Source organism: Streptomyces celluloflavus, assembly GCA_000720995.1.
Classification (GTDB): Bacteria; Actinomycetota; Actinomycetes; order Streptomycetales; family Streptomycetaceae; genus Streptomyces; species Streptomyces celluloflavus.
Genome location: JOEL01000006.1, coordinates 110,505 through 129,953, shown reverse-complemented (window position 1 = coordinate 129,953; position 19,449 = coordinate 110,505). Strand labels below are relative to the sequence as shown.

The 19,449-nt window shown below is 73.4% G+C and carries 15 protein-coding genes; 8 read left to right on the top strand and 7 right to left on the bottom strand.

Features of this window, described 5'->3' with window-relative positions; genetic code table 11:
- Nucleotides 1-103 precede the first annotated feature (103 nt).
- From IH09_RS08175 to IH09_RS08160, 4 genes are all read left to right on the top strand, one after another.
- Nucleotides 104-493, top strand: coding sequence for a GntR family transcriptional regulator (locus tag IH09_RS08175; RefSeq protein WP_052855431.1), 390 nt, complete (start codon nucleotides 104-106; stop codon nucleotides 491-493).
- Between the two features lie 80 nt (nucleotides 494-573).
- The gene (gene ddaH / locus IH09_RS08170) at nucleotides 574-1,350 is read left to right on the top strand and encodes a dimethylargininase (protein WP_052855430.1); all 777 of its coding nucleotides are present in this window, start codon (nucleotides 574-576) and stop codon (nucleotides 1,348-1,350) included.
- A gap of 19 nt (nucleotides 1,351-1,369) precedes the next feature.
- Entirely contained in the window at nucleotides 1,370-2,335 is a 966-nt protein-coding gene (locus IH09_RS08165) for a pirin family protein (RefSeq protein WP_052855429.1), read from the top strand.
- Between the two features lie 811 nt (nucleotides 2,336-3,146).
- Complete coding sequence (locus IH09_RS08160) at nucleotides 3,147-5,060, top strand: LuxR C-terminal-related transcriptional regulator (protein WP_052855428.1); 1,914 nt, start codon at nucleotides 3,147-3,149, stop codon at nucleotides 5,058-5,060.
- 43 nt (nucleotides 5,061-5,103) lie between these two features.
- On the opposite strand, the gene IH09_RS08155 is transcribed toward IH09_RS08160, so the two are convergent.
- The gene (locus tag IH09_RS08155) at nucleotides 5,104-5,559 is read right to left on the bottom strand and encodes an RrF2 family transcriptional regulator (protein WP_052855427.1); all 456 of its coding nucleotides are present in this window, start codon (nucleotides 5,557-5,559) and stop codon (nucleotides 5,104-5,106) included.
- A 116-nt stretch (nucleotides 5,560-5,675) separates the two neighbouring features.
- Here IH09_RS08155 and IH09_RS08150 point away from each other — a divergent pair, with 116 nt between their 5' ends.
- Nucleotides 5,676-7,175: an MFS transporter gene (locus tag IH09_RS08150; RefSeq protein WP_052855426.1), complete on the top strand. Its 1,500-nt coding sequence runs from the start codon at nucleotides 5,676-5,678 to the stop codon at nucleotides 7,173-7,175.
- Between the two features lie 92 nt (nucleotides 7,176-7,267).
- Here the strand turns inward: IH09_RS08150 and IH09_RS08145 are convergent, their stop codons facing one another.
- The 6 genes from IH09_RS08145 to IH09_RS08120 all read right to left on the bottom strand — a co-directional run bounded on the left by IH09_RS08145 (nucleotide 7,268) and on the right by IH09_RS08120 (nucleotide 15,122).
- A complete protein-coding gene (locus IH09_RS08145; RefSeq protein ID WP_052855425.1) occupies nucleotides 7,268-8,080 on the bottom strand; it encodes an AfsR/SARP family transcriptional regulator in 813 nt (270 codons plus the stop codon).
- A 130-nt stretch (nucleotides 8,081-8,210) separates the two neighbouring features.
- On the bottom strand, nucleotides 8,211-9,419 hold the full coding sequence (locus IH09_RS08140) for an FAD-dependent oxidoreductase (protein ID WP_052855424.1): 1,209 nt from the start codon (nucleotides 9,417-9,419) through the stop codon (nucleotides 8,211-8,213).
- Nucleotides 9,416-10,789 (bottom strand): FAD-dependent oxidoreductase, encoded by a 1,374-nt coding sequence (locus IH09_RS08135; protein WP_052855501.1) that lies wholly within the window; start codon nucleotides 10,787-10,789, stop codon nucleotides 9,416-9,418. Before IH09_RS08135 ends, IH09_RS08140 begins: the two co-directional genes overlap by 4 nt.
- Nucleotides 10,786-12,879, bottom strand: coding sequence for a molybdopterin oxidoreductase family protein (locus IH09_RS08130; RefSeq protein ID WP_052855423.1), 2,094 nt, complete (start codon nucleotides 12,877-12,879; stop codon nucleotides 10,786-10,788). Before IH09_RS08130 ends, IH09_RS08135 begins: the two co-directional genes overlap by 4 nt.
- Before the next feature lie 96 nt (nucleotides 12,880-12,975).
- Complete coding sequence (locus IH09_RS08125; RefSeq protein WP_052855422.1) at nucleotides 12,976-13,437, bottom strand: hotdog fold thioesterase; 462 nt, start codon at nucleotides 13,435-13,437, stop codon at nucleotides 12,976-12,978.
- Nucleotides 13,434-15,122 carry a class I adenylate-forming enzyme family protein gene (locus IH09_RS08120; RefSeq protein ID WP_240151024.1) on the bottom strand — a complete coding sequence of 563 codons (1,689 nt, stop codon included), beginning with the start codon at nucleotides 15,120-15,122 and terminating at the stop codon, nucleotides 13,434-13,436. The genes IH09_RS08125 and IH09_RS08120 overlap by 4 nt, the downstream gene beginning before the upstream one ends.
- Before the next feature lie 198 nt (nucleotides 15,123-15,320).
- Here IH09_RS08120 and IH09_RS08115 point away from each other — a divergent pair, with 198 nt between their 5' ends.
- The 3 genes from IH09_RS08115 to IH09_RS08105 all read left to right on the top strand — a co-directional run bounded on the left by IH09_RS08115 (nucleotide 15,321) and on the right by IH09_RS08105 (nucleotide 19,397).
- Entirely contained in the window at nucleotides 15,321-17,156 is a 1,836-nt protein-coding gene (locus IH09_RS08115) for an AMP-binding protein (RefSeq protein ID WP_318279407.1), read from the top strand.
- Nucleotides 17,153-18,274, top strand: a complete 1,122-nt coding sequence (locus IH09_RS08110; RefSeq protein ID WP_052855421.1) for a beta-ketoacyl synthase N-terminal-like domain-containing protein — start codon at nucleotides 17,153-17,155, stop codon at nucleotides 18,272-18,274. Before IH09_RS08115 ends, IH09_RS08110 begins: the two co-directional genes overlap by 4 nt.
- Before the next feature lie 97 nt (nucleotides 18,275-18,371).
- Entirely contained in the window at nucleotides 18,372-19,397 is a 1,026-nt protein-coding gene (locus tag IH09_RS08105; RefSeq protein WP_110952152.1) for a beta-ketoacyl synthase N-terminal-like domain-containing protein, read from the top strand.
- Nucleotides 19,398-19,449 lie beyond the last annotated feature (52 nt).

Here is a 19,449-nt window from a genome sequence, read left to right as displayed (position 1 = left end):
GGGCATACGGACCGGTATCGGCACGGCGGGCGCTCCTGGCGCACAATGGATGCGACAAAACCGCGCACCCGACCCGCCACCACCAGCACCAGGAGCGCCCGCCGTGTCCCCGCAGAACCTGAAGATCAGCATCGATCCGGCGGCGGCCGACGCGCCGTTCGAGCAGGTACGCGCCCAGATCGCGGACCAGGCCCGGGACGGCCGCCTGCCGGTCGGCCACAAACTGCCGACCGTCCGCGGCCTCGCCGAGGAACTCGGGCTGGCCGCCAACACCGTCGCCAAGTCCTACCGGGCCCTGGAGGCCGACGGTGTGATCGAGACCAGGGGCCGCAACGGCAGCTTCATCGCGGCCGTCGGCGACGCCGCCGACAAGGAAGCCGCCGCGGCCGCCGCGGACTACGCACGCCGCGCCCACCGCCTCGGCCTGGACCGGCGGGCCGCCCTCGCCGCCGTCGAGGAGGCCCTGCGCGCGACGTACGAACCGGGCACCTGAGCGGCCCCGCCCCACCTGCCGCACACTGCACCTCGCGACCCCGGCCACCGCCGCACCGGCCACCCGACCGAAGGAGACGCATGCCCAGCCAGCAGGCCCTCGTCCGCCGTCCGGGACCCCGCCTCGCCGAGGGGCTGGTCACCCACATCGACCGGCGGCCGGTGGACCCGGCGCTCGCGCTGCGCCAGTGGGAGGGATACGTCCAGGCGCTGCGCGACCACGGCTGGCAGCTCACCGAGGTGCCCCCGGCCGACGACTGCCCGGACGCGGTCTTCGTCGAGGACACCATGGTCGTGTACCGCGATGTCGCGCTGATCACCCGGCCCGGCGCGGACTCCCGCAGGCCCGAGACGCGAGGCGCCCGCGCCGCGGCCGAGGCGCTCGGCTGCTCCGTCACCGAGATCCGCGCGCCCGGCACCCTCGACGGCGGCGACGTCCTGAAGACCGGCGACACCGTCCACGTCGGCCGCGGCGGCCGCACCAACGCCGAGGGAATTCGCCAACTCCGGTCCGTCTTCGAGCCGTTGGGGGCCACGGTGGTCGCCGTGCCGGTCAGTCGGGTGCTGCATCTGAAGTCCGCGGTGACCGCCCTGCCGGACGGCACCGTCATCGGCTACCCGCCCCTGGTCGACGACCCCGGCGTCTTCCCGCGCTTCCGGCCCGTACCGGAGGAGTCCGGCGCACACGTCGTACTGCTCGGCGGCGACAAGCTGCTGATGGCCGCCGGCGCGCCGAGGACCGCGGAACTCTTCGCCGGCCTCGGGTACCGGCCGGTGCCGGTGGACATCGGCGAGTTCGAGAAGCTGGAGGGCTGCGTGACATGCCTGTCCGTACGTCTGCGCGAGCTGCACGCGTGACCACACCTATCGTGACGGTATGAGCAACCTCGATCTCCAGCCCGTGCCCAACCTGTGCGGCGGCAACCGCCGTACGGGTCCGGTCCGCGACCTTCAGCCGGGCAAACAGGTGCCCCTCGGTGAGAGCACCGTCGTCCGGCGCCTGCTGCCCAACCTCGGGCGGCGCATGGTCGGCGCCTGGTGCTTCGTCGACCACTACGGACCCGACGACATCGCCGACGAACCCGGTATGCAGGTGCCGCCGCATCCGCATATGGGCCTTCAGACCGTCAGCTGGCTGCACGCGGGCGAGGTGCTGCACCGCGACAGCCTCGGCAGCCTCCAGACGGTGCGGCCGCGCGAGCTGGGCCTGATGACGTCGGGACGGGCCATCGCGCACTCCGAGGAATCCCCCCGCGCCCATACGCCGCTGCTGCACGGCGCCCAGCTGTGGGTGGCGCTCCCCGCCGAACACCGCCATATCGCCCCGGCCTTCGAACACCACCCGGAGCTGCCGGTGATCGCCGGTGGCGGCGGCTTGTCGGCCACCGTCATCCTCGGCGAGCTGGCCGGCGCCGCCTCGCCCGGCACCACCTACTCCCCGCTCGTCGGCGCCGATATCGTCCTCGCCGCCGGTACGGACACCCGGCTGCCGGTCGAACCGGACTTCGAGTACGCGGCACTGACCATCTCCGGCGCATGTGAGATCGACGGCGTCCCCCTGGCCCCCGGCGCGCTCCTCTACCTCGGCTGCGGACGCGCCGAACTCCCGCTGCGCGCCGGCACCGACAGCAGCCTGCTGCTCCTCGGCGGCGAACCGTTCGCCGAGGACATCGTGATGTGGTGGAACTTCATCGGCCGCAACCACACCGAGATCGCCGAGGCCCGCACCGCGTGGAACGACGGCGGCGACCGCTTCGGCGCCGTACACGGCTACGACGGCGAACGGCTGCTCGCGCCGGAGCTGCCGCCGGTGCGGCTCAAGCCCCGGGGCAGGGAGCGCTGAGCCGCGGCACCGCGTTGGCTCGGCGTAGGAGTTGGCCATGCTCTCCCCATGGCCGGCTCGCGAGCCGGGGGCGATGCGCGGTTGCGAGCGCCTGCGACCAGGTCCAATCAGACACTTGCTGACCCTTTGCTGACTCCACTGACGCGTAATCAGGCGTCTAATCAGACGTCCTTTAGGTGACCGGAGCGCTGGGGGCCGGAGGGCGGCGGGCCCTGGCCACAGACCTGCGGTCCGCCGGCTCGGCGCCCGCGGCCGTTCCGGCCGGCATCGAAGAAGGCCCCGGCCGGATTGGTGCTGCACAGTGCCGACAAGGCGGGCGGGCGCTTCGGCTGACCGGACAGGCGTCCCCATGCCATCGTGCAACGTCCGCATCGGCGACCTTGGCCTCAGCCACTGCTTCGGCGCTCGGGTCGCCTGAACCCGGCGCCGGACGAGCCCAAGTCTGCCCCACCCTGTCCGACCGCCGCGTACTCGTGCGATCCGTTCGCCGCCGGACGACGGCCATCGGGCGGCCGTCCACCTGCCGTCCGTCCCCGGCGTCCGCGTCGAAAACCCTCTTCCCCCGCCGCACCACACGTTCATCTGCGGCCCCGCCGGGGTTTCGACACCTTTTGCGGGGCGTCCATGCGCGGCCCTTCCAGCCCGCCTCCGGGTCTCATGACGACTCACGCACCATGTATCACATCCGTATCACCGAGGTATCCGCGGGCGGCCCGGACGGGGAGCGGACTTGTCGCATGCCCGGCCGCCGGTAACACTCACGAAGCAAGCGCAAGAGCTGGCCGAACCGAAGCTGGTGGGGGAACTTCGCATGCCGGACTACTTGATACCGTACGAACCACCGCTGGACGTGCTGCTGGAGTTAGCCGAACTGTCCGAGCCCGCCCTGGAGTTCGCCCAGGCCGCCGCGCTCGTCGGCGAGGCGTTCACGCTCCAGGAGGTCGCCCGGGTGCAGTCGGTGACGGCACTCTCGATGCTGTCGGCGCTCGAAGAGACGATCGCGGCGGGCGTCATCGGCTTCAGGGGGAAGGGGCTGGCGTTCCGCTCGCCCGGCCTGCGCCGCAAGCTCAACACCCGGATCTCCGCCCCCGTCCGGCAGGCTCTGCTGCGGGGTGCGCCCCCGCACCGGCCGGCCGAGCCGGCCGCGGTCGCGCCTTGCACCGAGGCCCGCCCGAAGCCGCCTGCCGCCACCGAGCGGTCCCTGCCGATGGGGCGAATGGCCGAACAGGCCCCGGAATCCCTGATGTCGGCTCTGCTGCTGTGCCGGGAAAACCCCGGCCGGCCGCTCGACCCGCACACCGAGGTCGCGTTGAGCCGGGCACTGACCCAGGCACCCGCACCCGTCGGCCGCGCGGCGGGCGGCGACACCGATGCCGCGCAGATCCTCGCCCTGTTCGGCCCCGGTGAGACGGAGCAGCGGGACCGGGCGAGGGCGATCGTCGCGACCCGGGGGCGCAGCGCCGTCTCCGTCGTCGCCGCCATGGTCCTGGCGAACCTGGACTGGGCCGCGGGCCGCATCGACCAGGCGCTGGAGTGGGGCCACGAGGCCCTTCGGATGGACCAGGACGCCCTGCCCGTCGCCTGGCGTCCGTACCCGTCGCACACCCTGGCCGTCATGCTGATCCATCTCGGCCGCTTCACGGAGGGCGAGGTGCACCTCGCCCGTACGCGGGAACTGGCCGAACGGCTCGACCACCCCTGGGCGTTGGCCGAGTCGTCGATCGCCCGCGGCCAGCTGCTCATGGGTACGGGCCGTACCGAGAAGGCCGAGGCGGAGATACGCGCGGGGGTGGCGAGGGCGCAGCGCGTCGACGCGCACCTGGCCGCCGCGCATGGGCTCTCCCTGCTGTCCCTGATGACGCTCGCCCAGGGCCACTGGTCCGAGGCCGCGGACCAGATCTGGCGGGCCCGCTCGGAAATCGTCGCCCAGCCCGGTGCGTTGCGGCCCGCGCGCCATGACTGGGCCGACTTCAGGGTGACCACGGCCGGTATGGACGCGGCCGGGGCGGTCGGGCTGCTGGTAAAACGTTTCCCCGATCTGCTCACCAAGGCGTCCGTCTTCCTGCTCGATGCCGGGGGAGCCGCGCATCTGGTGCGTCTGTGCCGGGCCGCGGGTGAGAAGTCGCTGGCCGCGGCGGTCACCCGGCGGGCGGCGCGGCTCGCGGACCAGAACGCCGGGCACCAGGGGCTCGCCGCGGCGGCCGGGCACGCCTGGGGGCTGCTGCACCAGGACGCCGACGCCTTGGAGTACGCGGCCCTTCAGCACAGTGTTCCCTGGGCCGCCGCGGCGGCCAGCGAGGATCTGGGGACGATGCTCCTGGAACGGCGGGACGGGCTCGCGGCCCGGCGGCATCTGGGGACGGCGCTGGAGGGGTATCGCGCCATCGGCGCGCTCGCCTCGGTCACCCGGGTCGAATCGCTGCTCAGGAAGGCCGGGGGCGACGGTCCGCGGGGGGCCGGGAAGGCCGTGCCGGCACCCGTTCCCGCATCCGCGACCGCGACGGGCCCGGGCAGGCGGCCGGGCCGGCCGAGCGGATCGCGGCCCCGGTCCGAGCTGACGGAGATCGAGTACGGCATCGCGCGTCTGGTGGCGGAGGGCCTGACCAACCAGCAGGTGGCCAACCGCGTCTCGCGCTCCCCGCATACCGTCAACTACCACCTGCGCCAGATCTACCGGAAGCTCGATGTGGACTCCCGCGTCAAACTGGCCCGTGTGCTCCACTGAGCGGAGCGGGCGCGTGGAGGTGGACCGCGGTACGCGGTCGGCCCTATGCCGGGAGCTGCGCGCGTGCTCCGGCGGGGAGCCGGGCCACGATGTCGGCGATCGTGACCGTGCGCAGCGAGGAGCGCCATGCCTCGGCGGCGGAGTCCAGGGCGAGGGCGACGCCGCAGCGTTCCCGGCACTGCTCGGGCGGCAGCGCGGCGGTGCCCCGCTGCCGGATCTCCTGGCACACGAACTGCGGTCCGCTGCCGTCGATGGCCTCCACCACGTCCAGCATGGTGATCTCTTCGGAGGCGCGCGCCAGCCGGAACCCGCCCCTGGGCCCCGTGGTGGCGTGCAGCAGACCGGCGGAGACCATGGCCTTGAGGTGTTTGGCCAGGTATGCCTCGGGCAGGTCGTAGCGCTCGGCGAGGGTCCGGCGCGACACCGAGACACCCGGCGAGGTCTGCGCCAGGGTGACCGCGCAGTGAACGCTCCACTCGACTCCCTGAGACAGCTTCATGCCTCGATCCTAAGGGGCGAGATAGTGGACATCATCCATCCATGATAGCGTCAATCTTCGTCGCGGCGACCTCGCAATGCTCTGACTGTGCGCTGTAGTCGATGAGATGGGAACCCATGACCACGGAGAACCCCGCCGCACTCCCGGGTGCGGCGCCGCCCCCGGCAGCACCGGCCGCCGATGCCTCCGCCTCACCCCCGAGGACCGGACGCATGCTCGCCGTGCTGCTCGTCGCGGTCTTCATGGCCCAGTTCGACTTCTTCGTCGCCAATGTCGCGGCGCCCTCGCTCTCCGAGAGCCTGCACGCCGGACAGGCCGCCCTGGAACTGATCGTCGGCGGGTACGCCTTCGCCTACGCGAGCGGCATGATCACCGGTGGCCGGCTCGGCGACCTGCTCGGCCACCGGCGCATGTTCGTCATCGGCACGCTCGGCTTCGCCGTCGCCTCGGTGCTGTGCGGGTTGGCCGCGGACCCGGCCCAGCTCATCGTGTTCCGGCTGCTCCAGGGGCTGGCCGGGGCCGCGATGGTGCCCCAGGTCCTGGCCACGGTCACCGCGGTCTTCCCCGCCGCCGCGCGACCGGGTGCCATCGCCTGGTACGGCGCGACGGCCGGCATCGGCTCCATCGCCGGGCAGGTGCTCGGCGGGGTCCTGCTGGAGGCCGACGTCTTCGGGCTCGGCTGGCGCGTCATCTTCCTGATCAACGGCCCCATCGGCCTGGTGGCCGCGCTGATCGCGCTCCGGGTGCTGCCGGGCCGCTCCGCCGACGCCCCCGCGTCCGGGCGCCGCAGCTCGGCCGATCCGCTCGGCGTGCTGGGCATCGCCCTGTCGCTCGCGCTGCTCGTGATCCCGCTGTCGCTCGGGCGCGACGAGCACTGGCCGCCGTGGACCTGGCTCTGCATGATCGCGGCGGTCCCGGCCGGAGCCGCGACCGTGGGGTGGCAGCGCCGGCTGACGCGCCGGGGCGGTACGCCGACCCTCGAACTCTCCCTCTTCCACAGCCCGCCGTTCCGCATCGGACTGCTCGCCGGCTTCGCCTTCTATCTCTACTTCGGCAGCTTCATGTTCACCCTCACGCTGCTGCTCCAGGCGGGGCTGGGCCGGAGCGCGGTGGGGGCGGGCCTGACCTTCGCGCCGATGGGCGTGATGTTCGGGGTGGCCTCGATGGTGGGCAAGCGGCTCATCGCGCGCCACGGACTGCCGGTGGTCCTGCTCGGCACGGCGCTCATCGCCGCGGGCCTGTGCCTGCTGATCGTGGCGCTCCGGGTGTCGTCCGGCGACGTCCCGCTGTACCTCGTCATCGTGGCGCTGACGATCGTCGGCACCGGCAACGGCCTCGTGCTCCCGGCGCTCAACGGCGCCACCCTCGCTCTGGTGCGGCCGCAGCAGGCCGGAGCGGCATCCGGCATCCTGACGACGGCTCAGCAGTTCGCCTCGGCGACCGGGGTCGCCGTGATCGGCGCGATCTTCTACGCCGCGCTGGGCTCCCGGCACGGAGCCGGCGGCTACGCCGAGGCGATGGAGCTGTCGACCGTGCTGGCGGTGGTGCTGACGCTCGCGGTGGCCGCCACCGTGTGGGGGCTGATGCGGTTGTCGCGCCGGGCGGCCGCGGGATGAGCCGCTGTGTGCGCGCCGGTGGTCCCCGGGGCACCGGGCACCACCGGCGGTCGCGCCTTCGGCTGCGCACGGGAATGTCCGCGACGCCGCAATTACGCCGGAATCATGGTGTCCTGGACGTAAGTTCTGCTGTTCAATTCCGGGCTCTGCGCCAGAATCTTTCTCTCCAGGGTGCGCAGGAACTGCGAGGGCTCGATTCCGATTTCCTCCGCGAATTTTCTCCTGATCTCCCGGTATGCGCGCAGAGCGTCCACCTGACGGCCGGAACGGTAAAGGGCCGTGATGAGCTGGAACTGAAGCCGTTCCCGGAACGGGGACTCGTTGGCGTGGGCCATCAGTTCCGGCAGGATTTGATGGTGCCGGCCGAGCCTGAGTTCCAGGCCGAAGCAGTGCTCGAACGTTCCCATCCGCTCCTCGTCGAGACGCTCTGCCGCGGCCCGTACCAGCGGGCTCGTCAGACCTCCCGCGGCGGGGCCGCGCCACAGGCCGAGGGCGGTGCGCAGCAGCCGCACGGCTTCCACGCAGTCCCCTTCGGCCTCGGCCTTCCGCGACGTCGCCAGCAGATCGGTGAAGCGGTGCGCGTCGACCCGGTCCCGTGGTACGGCCAGGCGGTAACCGCGGCTGTCGGTGCTGATCAGGCCCGGTATTCCGGCCTCGGCCAGCTGGCGGCGCAGCCGCGAGACACAGATGCGTAACTGGGCGTCCGCCGTCGCGGGTGGACGGCCGCCCCAGACGCCCTCGATCAGCCAGCTCGCCCCGACGGTGTTCCCGGCATACAGCGAGAGCATGGCGACGAGCGTCTGCTGCCGCACTCCCGCGATGTTTATCCGCCGGCCTGCCGCGAGGATTTCCGGGGTGCCGAGAAGACCGAAGAAGGGGCCTGTTCCGAACCATTCCAGTTGCATACTGCTCCCTTGGTGATCCGATGAGCGACAAAGCAGTATAGCCATATCGGCTTGATTGCAGCCGGTCGAAGCAACTGATCTTGGTTTCACAGGCTCGGTGGTTCGATCGCAGACCGGAGGGGAAACCGTCTCACGGAAGGAGTTCCTCCACAGGTGAGGGCAACTTCTGCCCGAGTAATGCGGGCAGCGGTGACCGGGCCGCCGCTCCACCGACGAGAATGCCGCCGAGCAGCGTCTCGGCCGCTTTGTCCAGGACAATCTTGGCGTAAATATGGTGGCCCGCTTGCCGTTTGCGGTAGCTGATCTGGAGGGCTCCGGGCGTCAGGGCATGGGTGTCACCGAAACCGGCCACGTCGACACCGGGCAGTTTCAGCCGTGTCACCGGCCCGCTGTACGTGAACACCTCCGGGCGGCCCAGCAGTTGCCCGGCCACGGCGTCGGCCATCCGGTAGCCGGGGGTGACCAGACCGTAGCTGCGGCCCTCCACGGCCGCGCAGTCCCCGATCGCGAAGATGCGCGGGTCCTCGGTGCGGCAGGCCGCGTCGACCAGGCAGCCGCCCCGCTCGGCGGTGGCCAGGCCCGCCGCCGCGGCCAGTTCGTCGCGGGGCCGCACCCCGGACGAGAAGACGACGAGGGCCGCGTCGAGCACCGTCGCATCGGCCAGCCGGACCCGCAGGAGGCCCCGCCGGTACGGCTCGACGGCCAGCAGCGGACGACCGCAGTACGCCCGCAGCCCGGCCGCGCCGACCAGCCGTTCCACCAGCCTCGCGCCGTCGGCGTCGAGCTGGGCGGGCATCAGATGCGGGGCCCGTTCCACCACGTGCGGTCCGAGTCCGAGCCGCCGCAGTCCGTCCGCCGCCTCCAGCCCCAGCAGACCGCCGCCGACGACCACCGCACCACCGCCGGGCGAGAACGCCGCGGCCGCTCTGATGGCTTCCGCGTCGGCCAGCGAGCGGTAAGTGAAGCATCCGGGCAGGTCGTGGCCGGGGACGGGAGGCACGGACGCCCGTGCCCCGGTGGCGAGGACCAGGGCGTCGTAGCGGTACGCCGTGCCGTCGTCCGCGGTCACCGTGCGCCGCGCGCGGTCGAGACGGACCGCGGCACGGCCGAGCTGTACATCCACCCGGGGGCTGCCCAGGATCGCGCCGGACGGCAGCGACAGGGCACCGGCCTCGCACCCCGCCAGGTAGGAGGAGAGCGCGATCCGGTTGTACGCCGGCCGCGGCTCCTCGGAGAGCACGACCACCCGCCAGGAGTGGCCGGAATCCTCCGCGCACAGCCGGTCCAGCAGCCGGTGGGCGGCCATGCCGAAACCCACCACGACGAGTGTCCGGATCACGCCGCCCCGTCCCCGGCCAGCTCCCGCGAGAACTCCGTGATCTCGGCCAGACAGCCGCCGCATCCGGTGGTGGCCCGGGTGGCGGCGACGAGTTGGGCCGCGCTGGTGCTGCCGCTGCGCCAGGCGGCGGCCAGCTGCCCGCGGGTGACGATGTTGCAGTGGCACACCACCAGATCGTCGGCCGGACGGGCCGGCGCCGTGCGCACCGGGCGGGTGCCCAGCAGGAAGGCGAGCCTGGCCGGCGGCAGCGGGAGACCGTGGGCGTAGTGCTGTCCCGCGGCCGCCGCGGCCTCCGGGAGCCCGAACAGGATGCCGCCCAGCAGCCTCCCCCCGGCGTCGAGGACCAGCCGGGCGTACCTCTCGCTGTCGGAGAGCAGGACGGTCTCCGCGCCGGAGGCGTCCGGGCGGCCGATGACGGCGAGTTCGGGCCGGGGCCCGCGCAGTCTGGTGGCCGGCGGGGTACCGCGGTAGTGCCCCGTGCCGCCGGTCAGCAGGGCGGCGAGGGTGTCCGCCTGGTCCCACGCGGCCGTGACGCGGCCCGCCACCGTGCCGTCGTACTCGGCGCAGTCCCCGATCGCGTGGATGCGGGGGTCACTGGTGCGCAGCAGACCGTCCACCACCACACCGCGGCGCACCGCGAGCCCCGCGGTCCGGGCCAGCCCGGTCACCGGACGTACGCCCGCGCAGACCAGCAGAGCGGCGCAGGGCACCGTACGGCCGTCGTCGAGGAGGACCCTGCCCGGTGCGAACGCCCGCACCCTCCTGCCGCACTCGACCACCACACCCTCGCTCCGCACCTGCCCGGCGAGCAGATCCGCGCTCCGGTCGTCCAACTGGCGGTTCATCAGGCGGCGGTTGCGGTGGACGAGGACCACGTCACGGCCCGAGCGGCGCAGGGCCAGGGCGGTTTCCACGCCCAGCACACCGCCGCCCAGGACCACCGCCGGACCCTCCCCCGGCAGCCGCGCGGCATCCGCGAGGGTGCGCACCGCGGCGGCGCCCTCGGCCATGCCGCCGTCCGGACGGAGCAGACCGCGCAGCACGGGCAGCACCGGACGCGCGCCGGTGGCCAGGACCAGCCGGTCGTAGCCGTGGACGCGGCCGTCGTCGGTGTGGACGAGCCTGCCGCGGCGGTCGATGCCGAGCGCGGTCACCCCCTGGTGCACCCGTACCCCGCCGTCATGGGCGGGCAGCTCCAGCTGCCCCGGCCGCAGCCGTCCGGCCAGGACGTCGGTGAGCAGCACACGGTTGTAGGCGGGCCGCCGTTCCGCACCGATGACTCGTACCGCCGCCGTGCCGTCGTGCCGGCGCAGCCGGGTGACCAGGCGGTGTCCGGCCGGCCCGGTGCCGATGACGACGATGCCGCTCATGTCCATCCCGTCGCCGGTTCGACCCTGACGGCCGCCACCTTGAACTCGGGCATGCCGCTGCGCGGGTCGGTGGCCGGGTTGGTGATCAGGTTGGCACGGTAGGCGCCCGGGAAGTGGAAGGGCAGGAACACCGTGTCGGCGCGGAGCGAGTCGACGGTGCGCACCCTTGCGACGGCGCTGCCGCGCGCCGAGCTGATCCGGGCGAGCATGCCGTCGGCGAGCCGTGCGCGCGCGGCGGTGTCGGGGTGGATCTCCAGGACCGGTTCCGGGACCCCGGCGTTGAGTTCGGGCACCCGCCGGGTCTGGGCGCCGGACTGGTAGTGGGCCAGCGTCCGGCCGGTGGTGGCGATCAGCGGATAGCGGACGGACGGCGACTCGGCGGCGTCCCGGTGCTCCACCGGGGCGAACCGGGCCCGGCCGTCGGGGTGCGCGAAACGGTGGAGGAACAGCCGCGGGGTGCCCGGATGTTCGTCGGTGGGGCACGGCCAGTGCAGGGTCTCCTGTGCGTCGAGCCGGCGGTGGCTGATGCCGGAGTAGTCCGCCGGGCCGCCGCGCGAGGCCCGGCCCAGCTCGTCGAAGACCTCGCGGGGCTCGACGGGGAAGCGGCCGGGCGGCTGACCGAGCCGGACGGCCAGGTCGCGCAGCACCTCCAGATCGGTCCGTACGCCCGGGGGCGGGGGGCGCAGCGCGCGCCGTCTCAGCAGCCGCCCTTCGAGGTTGGTCATCGTCCCCTCCTCCTCCGCCCACTGGGCGACCGGCAGGACCACGTCGGCGAGCTGGGTGGTCTCCGAGGGGACGAAGTCGGCCACCACCAGCAGGTCGGCGGCGGCCAGCCGTTCGCCGACCAGAGCCGAGCGCGGGGCCGAGACCGCGGGATTCGATCCGAAGACGAGCAGTCCGCGCGGCCCCTGACCGGTCCCCAGGCTCTGGAGCAGCTCGACGGCGGGACGGCCGGGCCCCGGGAGCGAGCGCGGGTCCACCCCCCACACGGCGGCGACATGAGCCCGCGCGTCCGGGTCGTCGATCCGGCGGTAGCCGGGCAGCTGGTCCGCCTTCTGGCCGTGCTCGCGCCCGCCCTGGCCGTTGCCCTGCCCGGTGAGGCAGCCGTACCCGCTGCCCGCGCGGCCCGGCAGGCCCAGCGCCAGCGCGAGGTTGATGTAGGCGGCGACGGTGTCCGCGCCCTTGCTGTGCTGCTCGGCACCGCGGCCGGTCAGCACGTAGGCGTGCCGGGCCCGTGCCAGGATGCGCACCGCCTCGCGCTGCCGCCCCGCCGGTACGCCGCTCACCTCCTCCGCCCGCTCCGGCCACCAGGCCGCCGCGTGCCGCCAGGCCGCGTCGAATCCGCCGGTGCGCTCGGCGATGTACGCGTCGTCGCAGAGCCCCTCCGTCACGGCCGCGTGCAGCAGGCCGAGCGCCAGCGCGAGGTCCGTGCCCGGCCGCGGGCTCAGGTGCAGCTTCGCGCGGTCGGCCGTGCGTGAGCGGCGCGGGTCCACCACGATCAGCTCGGCCCGGTCGAGATGGCGCAGCAGCGGCGGCATGGTCTCGGCGATGTTGGCGCCGGCCAGCAGGACCGCCTGCGCACCGTCGAGGTCGGTGACCGGGAACGGCAGCCCCCGGTCGGTGCCGAAGGCGGCCGTTCCGGCCACGGCCGCCGCGGACATGCAGAAGCGGCCGTTGTAGTCGATCAGCGATGTTCCCATGGCGACCCTGGCGAACTTGCCCAGCAGATACGCCTTCTCGTTGGTCAGCCCGCCGCCCCCGAAGACCGCGACGGCGTCCCTGCCGTGCGCGGCCTGCAGGGCGCGGACGCGGTCCGTGACGGTGTCCAGCGCCTCGTCCCAGGAGGCGGGGCGCAGTACGCCGTCCGCCCGGCGGACCAGTGGGTGGCGCAGCCGGTCCGGGGCGTCGAGCAGGGCCGGAGCCGTCCAGCCCTTCCGGCACAGGGCGCCCTGGTTGACCGGGAAGTCGGAGGGCTCCACGGTCACCGCGCCGTCCCGCTCCGACAGGATCGTTCCGCACTGCAGGGCGCAGTAGGGGCAGTGGGTGTGGACCGCGGGCAGGGTGCCGCCCGGTGGGCTGGATGGAGACATGGGGGAGTCCTCGGCCGACGGGAGCACGGGGTGCGGGAGTACGGGGGCACGGGAACACGGGGTACGGGAGTGCGGGAGCGGGCGAGCGCGGCCGGGTCACGACCGTGCGCGGCGGATCACCTCCGCCGTGTTCGGGGCGACGGTGATCCGGGCGGTGCACAGGCGCCGGCCGGCCTCGTCGGTGATGATCACCTCGTACGAGGCGATGGTCGGGGTCAGGTTGAGGGCCGTGGCCACACCGGTCACGATGCCGCTGCGCACCGGCCGGTGGTGGGTGGCGTTGACGTCGACACCGAGGGCGATGTGTCCGCCGCCCGCGTGCATCGCCGCGCCGATGGAGCCGAGGGTCTCGGCCAGCACGACGGACGCGCCGCCATGCAGCATGCCGTACAGCTGCTTGTTGCCCGCCACCGGCATGGTGCCGACCAGGCGCTGCGGGGTCGCTTCGAGGAGTTCGATGCCCATGCGCGCGGCCAGTGTCTCGGCCCCGCCGGGGCGGGTGATCCACGCCGCCAGGTCGCCGGCCGCGGCCGTCTCGGGAAGGGAGGACTGCGTCATCGCAGCGGTGCCGCCTCTCCGTCGGTGGCGAAGCGCCCGGTGGCGGTCGCGAGGTACGTGTCGAGGTCCGCGTACTTCTCCCGCAGCGCGCGCTTGAGCACCTTGCCGGTGGGGCCGGTGGGGATGTCCGCCGGGGAGGCGGCCACCTCCAGCAGGGCGAGGGCCGGCTGGCCGGCGTCGCGCAGCGCGGAGTTGGCACGCCGGAGCAGATCAGCGGGGTCGGCGTCCTCGGTGGTCCTGACCACGGCGACCGGGCGGGCGGTGTCGCCGCGGTGTCCCGCCGCGACCGCGCAGTCGGCCACCTCGGGCAGGTGCATCAGGAGTATCTCCTCCATCAGCACCGAGTAGCCCGGCCCGTCGGGGGAGTGGATCGCGTCCGCCGCCCGGTCGACGAGGAAGAAGTCGTCCCCCTCGTGGTAGGCGAGATCGCCGGAGAGCCAGTACCCGACCAGCCTGCTGCGGTAGTAGGTGTCGGCGTCGTTCCAGTAGCCGGGCACCACGGAGCGGCTGCGCAGCCCGAACATGCCGACCTCGCCGTCCGCGGCCCTGCTGCCGTCCTGGCGGAGCACGGCCACCTCACCGGCCGGCACCGGGTTGCCCATGAAGCGCGGCCGGGGCGGAGTGTCCCGGTCGATGTAGCGGCGCAGCGTCGCCCAGCCCAGCTCGGAGGAGCCCAGGCCGTCGCTGAAGACCGAACCGGGCAGGCGCTCGCCGTCGGCGAGGTGGTGGCCGTGGCGGATCAGCTTGCGGATGTGCGCGTCGTGCGCCGAGTCACCGGTGTTCTGCCATTCGCGCACCGACGTGAAGTCGTCCGGGTCCAGCTCCATGGCGGCCAGCTCCGAGTAGGTCTGGTTGAACGCCAGGATGCGGGTCGGCCGGTGCTCGCGGACGCCCCGCGCCACCCCGGGGCCCGACTGGTCGGAGAACGCGATCAGCGGCAGGCCGCACAGCAGCGAGTAGAAGGTGTACGCGATCGCGGACGAGTGGGACTGCGGGGCCGCCGACATCAGGACCGCCGGGTCCTCGGGGACCGACAGCCGCCAGCCGGGGCCGGCCAGGCTCTGCTTGTGCGCCCAGATGACCGGCTTCGGGGTGCCGGTGGTGCCCGACGAGTGGCACAGGAAGACCGGGTCGTCGTCGCTGTGCCGGTGCCGCGCCCGCTCGGCCAGCATCCGCCGCCCCAGCCCGAGTCCGTCCTCGGGGGTGATGGTCCAGCGCAGCTCCGGCAGCTTCTCGTGCCGGCCCTCCAGCAGGGCGAGATGGGCCGCGTCGGTGTACAGACCCACGGGATTCGTGCGGGCCATCAGGCTCAGCGCCGGCTCCGGGAGCATCCGGCCGTTGATGAGCAGCGGAATGGCGCCGAGCCGGGCGAGCGCGGCCAGCTGGAGCTGGTCGTCGAAGGAGTCGTCGATCCAGACGGCCACGCGGTCCCGGTGGCGCACCCCGCGGTCCCAGTAGAACGACGCCCAGGACTCCGCGAGTTCATCGAGTTGCCGCAGATTGAATTCCGATTGCAGAATGCCGTCGCAATTGATCACCGGACGATCCGCCAGCAGACACGTCTTATCAGGGTGCGGGCTCAGTTCCAGTGCTTTTTGCCACGCATTTCCACCGCCCACGGACTCGTCCTCGTAAATCCGCGTGCGGGCTTCCTGGTTGAGCATGGTGTCCGTCGTGAGCGGCATGTCCACCTGGCCTTGGTTGATGCGGTGCGGGGCCCCGAGGGGTGTGTCACGTCTGCGACGACGGTAAACCGTGGACTGTTGCCGCCGGAACTACTCGAATAAGTAGATGGATTGCCGCTGCTCCCTACTCGATTGCGCGGTACCGGGGCGCAGGGCGCCGGGATAGTGTCGCGGCACCGACAGAAAGGGAATCCACCAGTGACCGCGCAAAGAACCATCGCACGTGATTTGCTGCGCGAGATCGTGGCACAGGTGATGGAATTGGAACCGTCCGAAGTCGGCGAGACCGACCGCTGGGTCGATGAACTCGGGATGACCTCACTGGAAAAGGTCGAGGCCATCACGCGCATTCAGGAGGGCTTCGGCACCGCCTTCGCGCCGCGGACCGCGGCCGCCATCGGATCCGTCTCGGACGCGCTCGCCGCGCTCGGCTCCCGCGAAGCGGGCGCGCCTGCCGCACCCGAGGCCGGCGACGCGCACCGAGCGGACCACGCGCACGACGCCTGCGATCTGGTCGGCCGGCTGGTGCACCACCGTGTCGCGGCGGACGGCGGGGGAGCGACCGCCTGCACCGATCCCGACGTCGGCCGTGTCTCGTACGCCGCCCTGTACGAGGCGGCCCGCTCCTACGCCGGCACGCTGTACCGGCTCGGCGTGCGGCCCGGCGAGCGGGGCGTGGTGGTCACGGAGGACTCCGTCGCGTCCGTGGCCGCCGTCCTCGGACACTGGTGGAACGGATCGGTACCCGTCGTGGTGAGCCCGCTCCTCGACGACCGTGCCATCGCCTTCGCGGTGGACGACTGCGGCGCCCGGGTGGTCCACGTGGACGGCGGCGACGCCAAGCGGGCGGCCCTGCACACCGTGCTGGCCGCCTGCGCGCGTACCGACGGCGAGGACCTCCGCCGGGAACTCGCCAAGAGCCGCACCGCGGACGGCCCGGCGCCGTCCGAGGGACCGGCCGCCCCCTTCCGCTGGCCCGCCGGCGACGAGGCACTCGTGCAGTACACCTCGGGCAGCACCGGAGCGCCCAAGGGCGTGCGCCACTCGGCGGGCGCTCTGGTGGCGATGGTCGAGGGCTTCGGCAGGGCACTGGACCTGCGCCCCGACGACGTGCTGCTGACGACGGCCCGGCTGTCCTTCGGCTACGGCTTCGGCAACGCGGTGCTGTGCGTCCTCGCGGCCGGCGCGAGCGCGGCCCTGATCCGCGGGGCGGTGGACCCGTACGTCGTGGCGGCCGCGCTCGACCGGTACCGGCCCAGCGTCTTCTGCTCCGTGCCCCGGCTGTACGCGGCGCTGCTGGCGCTGCCCGGGTTCGCCGAGGCCGGCCACGACACGGTGCGCCTGTGCACAACGGCGGGCGAGAACTGCCCGCGCCCCCTGGCCGAGCGCATCCGCGCCGCCTTCGGGGCCGCCCTGGTGAACTGCTTCGGCGCCACCGAACTCATGCACGTCGTCCTCCTCACGCCCGCCGACGGAACGACCACCGGATCGCTCGGACGACCCGCCCCCGGGGTCCGCGCCACGGTCCGCGACGACACGGGCCGCGAACTGCCCGACGGACAGGAAGGTAGGCTCCACATCGCCGGACCGACCGTGGCGCTCGGCTACGTCGGGCGCCAGGAGGCCGACCGTGCCGCGTTCGCCGACGGCGGCGCCTACACCGGCGACCTGGTGCGCAAGGCCGAGGACGGTTCGTTCGACTATCTGTGCCGCGCCGACGACATCCTCAACATCGGCGGCTACAAGGTGGTCCCGGCCGAGATCGAGACCGTGGTGCGCGGGGTCGACGGCGTCGCGGCCTGCGCGGTCGTCTCCGGCCGCGACCCCGAGGGCCTGGAGGAGGCGGTCGCCTGTGTGCAGCCCGCCGAAGGGAGCGACCCCGTACGGGTGCGCCGGCAGGTGATCGCCGCCGCACGGCGCCAGCTGCCCGCCCACAAACGGCCCTCGCGGGTGGCGCTCTTCACCGAACTGCCCGTCACCGGCAGCGGCAAGGTGGCGGCGCACATCCTGCGCGGACGGGTGGCCCGGACATGAGCTGGGACATAGCGGGGATCGGCATCGTCAGCTGCGTCGGCGGCGACGCCCGCACCACCTACGACGCGCTGTGCGCGGGACGCGACGGGCTGGCGCCCGTCCGGGTCTTCGACACGGCCAACTACCGGGCGCACCACGCCTACGAGGTCGACGACCGGGGCCCCGGCGGGGACCGGCCGCTGCGGGCCACCGGCTGGCTCCTGTCGGCCGTGGCGCAGGCGCTGGCGGACGCCGGACTCGACGAGGACCTCGACGAGGTACCGGTACTGGTGGGCACGACCCTGCGCGAACAGCGCAGCGTGGAACTGTGGTGGCGGGGCGGGCCCAAGGTGCCCGTGGAGCGGCTGGACTTCGGGATGGCGCTGCGCGAGCGCTTCGCCGCCACGACCTCCTACACCTTCGCCAACGCCTGCGCCGCCTCCCTCTACGCGCTCGGCCTGGCCGCCGACATGATCGAACTGGGGCAGGCCGACACCGTCGTGGTGGCGGGCACCGACTCCATCGCCGAATCCACCTTCGCGGCCATGGACCGTGCCCAGACTCTGGTGCCCGACGCGGCCCGGCCCTTCGACCGCGGGCACCGGGGCATGGTCATGGGCGAGGGCGCCGTCGCCGCCGTGCTGCGCCGCGCGGGCACGGGCCGGGCGGTGGCCAGACTGCGCTCGGTCGGACTCAACTGCGACGCGGCCCATCCCACCGCCCCCGACCCCGAGGGCATCACCGCGGCCGTGCGCGAGGCCCACCGGCGGGCCGGTGTGACACCCCGCGACATCGAACTGGTCATGCTGCACGGCACCGGCACCGCCCGCAATGACGAGACCGAGGCGGCCGTCATGTCCGAGGTCTTCGCCGAAGGCCCGGGTCCGCTGATGACCGCCGTCAAGTCCGGGGTGGGGCACACCCTCGGCGGCTCCGGGCTGCTCAGCCTGCTGACCGCCGTACTGAGCATGCGGTACGGCGCCGTACCGCCGGTGATCGGCCTGCGGGAGCCGATCGACGAGGCCGCCGGGCTGCGCCTGGTGCGGGACGCGAGCCGGCCCGCGTCGATCGGCCTCGCCCAGGTCAACGCGTTCGGATTCGGCGGGATCAACGCCGTGGCGGTGGTGGAGAAGGCATGAGTTCCCTGAGCCAGCCCCTATGCAGCCAGAGGCGCTTCGACCGGGACCGAGAGGACACGACCCCACTCGTGAGGGCGGCAGAAGGGAGGGTCCGCCGATGAGCGGCGAACCGAGGGCGCGCACCGCCGTGGTGGTGACCGGGGCCGGACTCGCGGTCCCCGGCCTCACGGGACCCGGCGACCTGCTGGGCGCCCCCGCCGGCGGCGCGGGCTTCGACCCGGAGACCGGGCTCAAGGGCCGTGACCTGCGGCACAAGGACCGGGCGACCCGGCTCGCCCTCCGCTCGGTGGAACCGGCCCTGCGGGACGCGGGACTGCTCGGCGCCGGCGGTCCGGCGCTGGACGGTACCCGCACCGCGGTGGTCGTCAGCTCCAACACCGGGAACTACGACAGCGTCTGCGCGTACGTGGACATCGCGGCGCGGCAGACCTCGCGGGCAATCTCCGCGATGGGCCTGCCGCACACCTCCACCAGCGCCATCGCCGGCTGGATCGCGGCCGGCCACGGCCTGCACGGCCCCGCGGTGACCCTGTGCAACGGGGCGACGAGCGGCCTCGACGCGCTGTACTGGGGCCGCAACCTGATCGCCGCCGACCGAGCCGACACCGTTGTCGTCACCGGCGTCGAACCGGCCAACGACGTCGTGCACAAGCTGCTGGGCACCCGCACCGTCGACGGCGCCGCCACCGTCGTCCTGGAGTCCGCCGCGCACGCCGCGGACCGCGCGGGCCGCGTCCGCGCACACTGGCACGGCCTGCACCGCGGCCGGGACCACGACGAGGTGCTGCGCACGGCCGCCGGCTCCGCGGCCCCCGGCATCGGGCTCTGGCTGACCGGGGCCCGCGAGACGCGCCCCGCACACCTGGGCACCTCGGTACGGCCGGTGGCCCTGGCGGACGGACTGGGGGAGTGCGGCGGCGCTCTCGGTGTCCTGCAGTGCGCGGCGGCGGTTGCCCACTTCGACGCCGGCGGCGGGGGCGCGGCGCTCGCCACGGTTTGCGCCGCGGACGTCTCCGCCGCGCTGACCCTGCTGCCGCCGGCCACCACCTCCGATTCCCCCGCCTCCCCGGCCGAGTGGTCCGAGCGGTCCGGACGACCTGAACGACCCGAGCGATCCCCCTGATCCGAGCGGCCCGAGCGACCTCGGGCGAGGCGAATGACCGAAAGGAACAGCA

Excerpts from the sequence above, each read along its gene's own strand:
- ddaH (WP_052855430.1), top strand. The coding sequence starts at position 574 with ATGCCCAGCCAGCAGGCCCTCGTCCGCCGTCCGGGACCCCGCCTCGCC.
- IH09_RS08165 (WP_052855429.1), top strand. The coding sequence starts at position 1,370 with ATGAGCAACCTCGATCTCCAGCCCGTGCCCAACCTGTGCGGCGGCAAC.
- IH09_RS08160 (WP_052855428.1), top strand. The coding sequence starts at position 3,147 with ATGCCGGACTACTTGATACCGTACGAACCACCGCTGGACGTGCTGCTG.
- IH09_RS08155 (WP_052855427.1), bottom strand. The coding sequence starts at position 5,559 with ATGAAGCTGTCTCAGGGAGTCGAGTGGAGCGTTCACTGCGCGGTCACC.
- IH09_RS08150 (WP_052855426.1), top strand. The coding sequence starts at position 5,676 with ATGACCACGGAGAACCCCGCCGCACTCCCGGGTGCGGCGCCGCCCCCG.
- IH09_RS08145 (WP_052855425.1), bottom strand. The coding sequence starts at position 8,080 with ATGCAACTGGAATGGTTCGGAACAGGCCCCTTCTTCGGTCTTCTCGGC.
- IH09_RS08135 (WP_052855501.1), bottom strand. The coding sequence starts at position 10,789 with ATGAGCGGCATCGTCGTCATCGGCACCGGGCCGGCCGGACACCGCCTG.
- IH09_RS08130 (WP_052855423.1), bottom strand. The coding sequence starts at position 12,879 with ATGTCTCCATCCAGCCCACCGGGCGGCACCCTGCCCGCGGTCCACACC.
- IH09_RS08125 (WP_052855422.1), bottom strand. The coding sequence starts at position 13,437 with ATGACGCAGTCCTCCCTTCCCGAGACGGCCGCGGCCGGCGACCTGGCG.
- IH09_RS08120 (WP_240151024.1), bottom strand. The coding sequence starts at position 15,122 with ATGCCGCTCACGACGGACACCATGCTCAACCAGGAAGCCCGCACGCGG.
- IH09_RS08110 (WP_052855421.1), top strand. The coding sequence starts at position 17,153 with ATGAGCTGGGACATAGCGGGGATCGGCATCGTCAGCTGCGTCGGCGGC.
- IH09_RS08105 (WP_110952152.1), top strand. The coding sequence starts at position 18,372 with ATGAGCGGCGAACCGAGGGCGCGCACCGCCGTGGTGGTGACCGGGGCC.